This is a genomic window from Gluconobacter cerinus (assembly GCF_002723935.1).
GTDB lineage: Bacteria > Pseudomonadota > Alphaproteobacteria > Acetobacterales > Acetobacteraceae > Gluconobacter > Gluconobacter cerinus.
Window position 1 is genome coordinate 1 of the sequence record NZ_BEWM01000036.1, and the last position, 2,716, is coordinate 2,716.

1 protein-coding gene is annotated in these 2,716 nt (G+C 62.7%); it reads left to right on the forward strand.

Annotation, left to right across the window (positions count from 1 at the left end; all coding sequences use genetic code 11):
- Positions 1–2,716, forward strand: a 2,716-nt coding sequence (locus GCE01_RS16500; protein ID WP_167386204.1) for a DEAD/DEAH box helicase family protein, incomplete at both ends; no start/stop codon positions are given.

Genomic DNA, 2,716 nt, shown 5'->3' on the forward strand with positions numbered 1-2,716 from the left:
TCGGAACGGCCGCAGACGGTGCCCTGCTGAAAGAGGGCAGTTACCTGCTGCACAAGGGCGCGCTGCACCAGATCATTGACGGCGAAACCATGCTGGTGAAGGTGAAGAAAGGCGAGCAGAAGGAGGGGATCTTCCAGAAGCACGCCGCGATCATCAAGGGCCTGATTCCTGTCAGGGATTCGGCCCGGCTCGTGCTTCGGGCACAGGTGGAAAACCTGCCCTACAGCGCCCATCAGGCCGATCTCAAACGCGCGTATCAGGCCTTCGCCCGTCAGTTCGGAGCGATCAACCTCACCAACACCACAACGCGGGTGGATGAAGAGACGGGTGAGGAGAAGTCCACACAGCGCCGTCCAAACCTTCAGCCCTTCTACGACGATCCGGATGTGTGGCTGGTCAGCTCGATCGAGGAGTATGACGAAAAAAGCCAGACCGGCCGTCCGGGTCCGATCTTCAGCGAGCGCGTGATTCAGGCTCCATCCGAGCCCGAGGTTCACGGCGCCCACGACGCGCTGGCGGTTTCCCTGCATGAGACAGGCGGCGTGGACGTCGAGCGCATGGCGGAGCTTCTTGGCCGCCCAGGTGAGGAGGTGCTCGCCGAACTCGGATCCTCGGTCTATCTCGATCCGATCCGCAGCACAGGTGGCCGTGAGGTCTGGGTGACGGCCGACGAGGCCCTGTCAGGGGCGGTCCGCACCAAGCTGGCGCAGGCCCGGGAGGCTGCCGAGCGCGACCGACGCTACCTGCGCAATGTCGCGGCCCTTGAAGAGGTCCAGCCCGAAGACCTGCGGCCGTCTGACATTACGGCCCGCCTGGGAGCCCCGTGGATCCCCGTGCCGGATGTCGAGGCTTTCGTGGCAGAGGTCATGGGGGTCCGCACGACCATTCACCACACTATGGAGGTGGCGACCTGGAGCGTGGACAAGAGTGGGTTTTCCGGCAAGGCGGAGGCCACCTCGGTCTGGGGAACACAGCGCCGCCATGCCGGGGATCTGCTGGACGATGCGCTCAATCAGGCCAGCCCGAAAATCTGGGACACCTGGCGCGATGTGAATGGCGAACACCGTGAACTGAATACGAAGGAGACCGAGGCCGCCAAGGAAAAGCTGGCCGCAATCAAGACCGCGTTCGAGACGTGGGTGTGGCAGGACACTGACCGCGCCGAGCGTCTGGTGCGGCTGTATAACGATGCGTTCAACAACCTTGTCCCGCGCACGTTCGATGGCGCGCATCTGAAGCTGCCGGGAGCCAGCACGGCGATCAGCCTGCGCGACCATCAGAAGCGGGTGATCTGGCGGATCATCGCCAAGGGCAGCACCTACATGGCCCATGCGGTGGGGTCCGGGAAGACGTTCTCGATGTGCGCGGCCGTGATGGAGCAAAAGCGCCTCGGTCTGATTTCCAAGGGCATGATCGTGGTGCCGGGACACTGCCTTGCGCAGATGGCGCGTGAGTTCATGATGCTCTACCCGAACGCCCAGATCCTCGTGGCGGACGAGACCAACTTCGTGAAGGATAAGCGCCAGCGGTTCCTGGCCCGGGCGGCCACGGGGAACTGGGACGCGATTGTCATCACGCATGACGCTTTCAAGTTTGTGCTGGTCGAGAGCGCCTTTGAGCAGGAGATGGTCGAGGACCAGATCGCGTCCTACGAAAGCCTTCTGGAGAACGTGAACCGGGACGACCGCCTGTCGCGCAAGCGCATCGAGCGCCTGAAGGAGGGGATGGAAGCCAAGCTGAAGGCCCTGTCCAGTCGCAAGGACGATCTGGTGCATCTCGGCGAGATCGGGGTGGACCAGATCCTCGTGGACGAGGCGCAGCAGTTCCGCAAACTGTCTTTCGGCACGAACCAGTCCGATCTGAAGGGGATCGACCCGAACGGCAGCCAGCGCGCCTGGGATCTGTTCGTCAAAACGCGCTACCTCGCAAAGCGTAATCCCGAGCGCGTGCTGGTGATGGCGTCAGGCTCGCCGATCACCAACACCCTGGGGGAGATGTTCTCGATCCAGCGGTTCATGGACCTGCCAGCCCTTGTCGAGCGTGGTCTGCACGAGTTCGACGCCTGGGCCGCAAGTTTTGGCGAGACCCGCACGGAACTGGAGCTTCAGCCGAGCGGGCTTTACAAGCCTGTTACGCGGTTCTCCGAGTTCGTGAACGTCGCCGATCTGATGTCGATGTATCGCGACTTTGCCGACGTCGTGCAGCAGGACGACCTGCGACGCTACGTCAAACTGCCCGAGATTGCGGGCGGCAGGCGTGAGATCGTCGTGGCCGATAGTGGGGACGCCTTCCGCGAGTATCAGAAGACGCTCGCCGAGCGGATCAAGACGATTGAAGAGCGCACGGGCAAGCCCAAGAAGGGTGACGACATCCTGTTGTCCGTCATCACCGATGCCCGGCACGCTGCCATCGACCTGCGTTTCGTGCGGAACTGGGCAGATAATGACAACAGCAACAAGCTGAACGTCATGATCCGCAAGGTCTTCCAGATCTGGCAGGACACGTCCGCCAATCGCTACACCGACCCTGAGACGGGACGGGAGTACGAGCTGCCGGGTGCCACGCAGATGATCTTCTCGGATCTGGGCACGGAATCCGCCCTGGAGACACGCGGTTTCTCGGCCTATCGCTGGATCCGCGATGAGCTGATCCGCATGGGCGTGCCGCGCGACGAGATCGCCTTCATGCAGCACTACAAGAAGAGCACGGCCAAGCA